The 4,712-nt window shown below is 38.1% G+C and carries 5 protein-coding genes; 3 read left to right on the top strand and 2 right to left on the bottom strand.

The window, feature by feature from the left end:
* Positions 1-397: 397 nt before the first annotated feature.
* The 3 genes from EHO58_RS17925 to EHO58_RS17915 all read left to right on the top strand — a co-directional run bounded on the left by EHO58_RS17925 (position 398) and on the right by EHO58_RS17915 (position 3,056).
* Complete coding sequence (locus tag EHO58_RS17925; protein WP_135680834.1) at positions 398-994, top strand: SCO family protein; 597 nt, start codon at positions 398-400, stop codon at positions 992-994.
* 110 nt (positions 995-1,104) lie between these two features.
* Positions 1,105-2,652, top strand: a complete 1,548-nt coding sequence (locus EHO58_RS17920) for a methyl-accepting chemotaxis protein (protein WP_135680833.1) — start codon at positions 1,105-1,107, stop codon at positions 2,650-2,652.
* Between the two features lie 122 nt (positions 2,653-2,774).
* On the top strand, positions 2,775-3,056 hold the full coding sequence (locus EHO58_RS17915; RefSeq protein WP_008592446.1) for a hypothetical protein: 282 nt from the start codon (positions 2,775-2,777) through the stop codon (positions 3,054-3,056).
* A gap of 80 nt (positions 3,057-3,136) precedes the next feature.
* Here EHO58_RS17915 and EHO58_RS17910 read toward each other — a convergent pair whose 3' ends face one another.
* Positions 3,137-3,799: a hypothetical protein gene (locus EHO58_RS17910; RefSeq protein WP_135680832.1), complete on the bottom strand. Its 663-nt coding sequence runs from the start codon at positions 3,797-3,799 to the stop codon at positions 3,137-3,139.
* 253 nt (positions 3,800-4,052) lie between these two features.
* Positions 4,053-4,712, bottom strand: a 660-nt coding sequence (locus EHO58_RS17905; protein ID WP_135680831.1) for a pectate lyase, incomplete at its 5' end; no start/stop codon positions are given.

Here is a 4,712-nt window from a genome sequence, read left to right as displayed (position 1 = left end):
AAGGAGATCAAAATCTAAGCTTGCTTAGAACGACGAAAACCCAGTCCTTGCTTGCAAGGGCTGGGGGTGTAACAAATCGGTGAGTCACGCTACTCTATATGTTTTCGAAGAAACTTTCTTCTTCTTCAATTTCCTAACATTCAAATCAATCTTTATGATCTAAGACACAACTCTTAGTGAAAATTCTGATATCCTGATTTTGACATTGATGTTGGAACTCCTACAAACCCAGTCCGAAGTCTAAATAAGTTTTTCCCAAGAAATAACTTAAACTTAACATATTCATAAATAAATTTCCTTTAATTCATCCGGTCATATTTCAGGAAATTTTTTGAATAAAAAGAAAGTTATTCGTCTTTGGTCATATTAGAGGATTTTTAAATACCTCTTTAGCAAAATGCATACGGAAATCTGGAAACTTGCACTAGGTGGATTAATGGTATTATTTCCATTATTCTATTTTTTACCTAGTTCTTCCTCCGGAATGATGGAAGCAGATAGAAGTCTTCCTGAATTTCAGATCAATGAAGAAGGAAATAGAACGAAAGATATCCGCGAGACTTTAAGTGGAAAAGAGAATCTGGTCTATTTTGGATATTTAAACTGCAAGACAGTATGTCATGGTAGTTTGCAGAAATTAAAAAATCTTATCTCAAAGCGGAAAGACTTAAGATTGGTATTCGTAAGCTTAGATCCGGAAAAAGATACGGAAGAACGTTTCGAAAAATATTTTTCGGATCTAAAAACAGAAACTAAATTTATCCGACTAGAGTCGAGGGGTAGGGCCTTCGAACTTGCCAGGCTTTTCGGGATTATGGCGTTTTCCTCCGATAAAAGTGGAGATATAGATCATCCGGATTCGGTTCTTTGGGTTAATTCTGAAGGAAGGATCAAAGGATTAATTTTCGAATTTGATAAACATTGGGATCAAAATCCAAAAGAACTTATAAAATTCATAAGCGATAAAAAAGAACAAACACCCCTAAATATTTAAGCGATTCATAATATACGAAAATAAAAACAGGATCATTCGAAAGATCGGATCCGAAAGCAATAGAGTCCGAAAATCGGACCTAAAAATAAAAACCCTTCCGGGGAAAATATATGAATCCGCCTCAGCACAAACAAAGTATAGAAGAAATAGCCAGATTAAAATTTAGGGAAGAAACCAAGAAGGTAGATCGGTTTTTCTACTTTCTTCTTATGGCCCATATTCCTTTTGCACTCTTATTATCTTTAGAATACGGGACCTGGAAATTTGTCTTAAATTCTTCCATCACTATAGCGACACTTGCAAGCATTGGCTTTTTCTTCTTAAGAGGCCAATATATCCTGAGAATTTTGAACGCAGTGCTCATCATGGCCTGGTCCGGAATACTGATCCAGTCCCAATTCGGAAGAATAGAAATGCATTTTCATGTATTCGTTGCTTTGGCGTTTCTTCTTTACTACCGAGATTGGAAAACACTTCTTCCAGGTGCATTATATATTGCGGTCCACCATGGGTTGTTCTCTTTCTGCCAAAGTATCGGATACAAAATTTCCGAAACACCTATCATCATTTTCAACTACGGGAACGGGTGGGATATCGTCCTATTGCATGCAATTTTTGTAATTTTCGAGACCGGAATATTGATCTACTTCTCCGCAACTTTCAAAAAAGAATTTTTAAACCAAGCGATCAATCTAGCGGAACTGGAAGAAGTAAGAAAGTATAATCTTTCGATCCAGGGAGAAGTTAGAGAAAAATCTGAATCCGTAAACGGAATTTTAGAAGGACTGGTCCAAAATTCGGCAACCGTAGCGGACAGAACGACCGACCAAGCGAATAGTTTGGAAGAAATTAATGTAAGTATGAACCAGATCGCTAACGCGATCTCGGAAGTATCCGACTCTGCAAAAAAACAGTTAGATGCTACCGGAACCTTGGAAAATTCTTTTCAAAACCTGGAAATCAGCTTTCAGGATATGGAAGCGGGGCTTGTTTCCACCAAAGCCTTATTCGAAACAGCATGGAAACATGCGAGAGAATCGGAAGAAAGCCTGATGGCGATCGAAAAATCTATAAAAAGAATTGAATCCAGCTCTTCCAGCACTACTGCAAAATTAGGAACGATCACTGATATTGCGGATAAAGTGAACCTTCTCGCATTAAATGCATCCATAGAAGCGGCAAGAGCAGGTGAACATGGAAGAGGATTCGCAGTGGTCGCTGACGAGATCTCAAAATTAGCAGACCAAACTGCGATCACCATCAAGGAAATTTCCAAACTGATCCGAGACGGAAAAGAAGAAATGACTAAGAACACGGATATCGTTCAATCCGGCACAAAAACTATTTCATTGATCTTAGGTGATGTGGATTCGATTAAAGAAAGTCTAGATTCTTTCTTTTCTCTTCTGGAAAAACAAACTGTAATCCGAGTGACCGTAGCAGGGGCACTCTTCAATGCAGGAAAAATTTCCGAAGATGTTCATGAAGCAACAGAAGCAGAAAAGGCGAGTTTGAACGAGATCCGAAACTTTTTAGATCGGATCCAAAACTCAAACGCAGTTATCGCCGCACAAGCCGTAGAAGCAGCAGACCAGGCCAGAAAATGTGAAGAATTAAGCGATTCTTTGCAAAAACAGGTACAAGAGTTCAAAGCCTAAATCCCAAAACATAAGCTGGAAATTTCTTTCGCAACTTAGAAAGAATTTTTAGAACTGCGGAATTTTTCGTTTGAAATATTTTCTTTCCAAAAGGAAAGTTCCTATTTGTTTCCGGACTTACCATGAAAAAGTTTCTGTTTATCTCAGCTTCCGCATTAGCCGTTGCGGTCTTTTTAGCAATTCCAGGCACTATCAGCTCCCAGAGCGGAGATATCGAAGCGGCTATCCAAGCAGCTTGTAACCGTTTGGTCGAAGGTGGACTCTACAAAAGTTGCAAACCGGCACCAGGATTCTCACTTGGCCAAGGTTATTACAGCCAATCCGCCCAAATAAAATGCCAATGTGAAAACAAATCCGATAACGGAAAAACGATCGTTACCATTTCACTCTGGCAAGGTTATTGATCCTTTCTTAGATCCGGACTTTTCAAGCTCGCATAGTCATGAAAAGTCCAGATTATGTCGCAAACTTTTCGAGAAGGGTATTATTTAGGACATTTTTTCTGTTCTTTTCTTTTTGCGACGATATTTGAAATCACGTCTTTGATCACATCCTTATAATAAAATTGTCCTTCTTTCTGATCTTCTCCGGCCCAAAAGAAAAAAACCAAAGGTAACCAAAGCCAAGATCTAACTTCATGCAGATAGGTTTTCTTAAATAGCAGTTTCTGATCCTCAAAAGCAGAAATATCGAAACTTTCAACCGCCGTCAATCTACTAGGTAAAATACTTAAAGTCATTGTAGAAAGAAGTCTTCCGGCATAACCAAGCGCTGAATAACTGATCTTATTATTAATCTGAATAAATACTCCTTTTGTAACTTCCGTTCCTTGTTTATCGTTGGAAGATAGTATCCCTGACTCGTTAAAAACTTCTTTCGCCATTACATCTAAAATCGGATGAGATTGGCCGTTATATTTATCTTCCGTAACCTTGATATTCGTCCGTTTACCGTCAGGAGATTGTTCCGTGTTAATATCAGGAGGAAGTCCATTTATAAGAGTTTTGAAAGCAACAACACTTAAACAGGAAGAAGGTTCTAAATTATTTCTGGAAAGAGCCGGATCTACGGTATGATAGTATAAGCAATTAAAACCTATACAGGTAATTAATCCAATGACCATAATCGGTCTGATAGAAGCTTTCATAATCAGCCATTATAGATAGAGTTCAATTCGATCAGTCAAGAAGAGTAAGTAGGATTGTCTAAATTCAGTTACTGGAAGTGGGACCTTAGGAATTTTACTTAAATAGATGCCGATTGTAAAATCTAATGAGACATAATACCTATTATCGGAAGTTGGAAATAATACATAGAAAAAGCGAATTCTATCAAATAACTCAAATCTGTCGAAGTGCCTACAAAAACCCGGAATCTCGACGAAACCTTCTTTTTATCCTTCAAAAATCGCTCAGATCATCATGTAAGATCAAATCGTCCAAATACACATTTGCATAATCAGTCCGAATTCCGGAAGTTCCCCAGCTAAAAGTCCCATCTGTGATAGATAACTGTAGGACATTATCCACATAAAAATCGAGATGATTCCCAATCGCGACCAAGGTCAGTTTGTACCATTGTTTAGTATTAAAAGACTTTGGATTTCCCGCCTGATCCTTTAAGGTTCCAGTCGCCAAGGTAGTATAAGTACTGCAAAGTTTTTTCTTAAAATAAACTGTTCCATCACTTCGAAGAGATGCCACATACAAATCATTTTCAGTTCTATATCTTGTAAATAGATGGATTCCCTGCCAACTATCGGAGGAAACCTGCCATGAATCTATATAGAACCGAGCCTCCAATGCCTGATCAGTCCACTTCACTCGTAAGCCATTATTCAAACCTTGGATCAGCATTCTGAAATTATAATCTTCCGTTTTCGCTCTTTTATAAACACCATTGGAAAGATGTTTGGATGTCAAGGTCCCTGAAGTAACTTCGAGATGAGATTGCAAAGACTTATTAGAACTAGTTTCTATCACCGTTCCGTCCGCATAGTTTTCAAAACCTTCGAAAGAAACTCCCGCAGGAGTTTGCCAAGGATAGACTTCACTTGATCC

Source organism: Leptospira selangorensis (assembly GCF_004769405.1).
Taxonomy (GTDB): Bacteria; Spirochaetota; Leptospiria; order Leptospirales; family Leptospiraceae; genus Leptospira_B; species Leptospira_B selangorensis.
The sequence above is the reverse complement of the archived record's forward strand: the minus strand, read 5'-3'. Positions and strand labels throughout refer to the sequence as shown.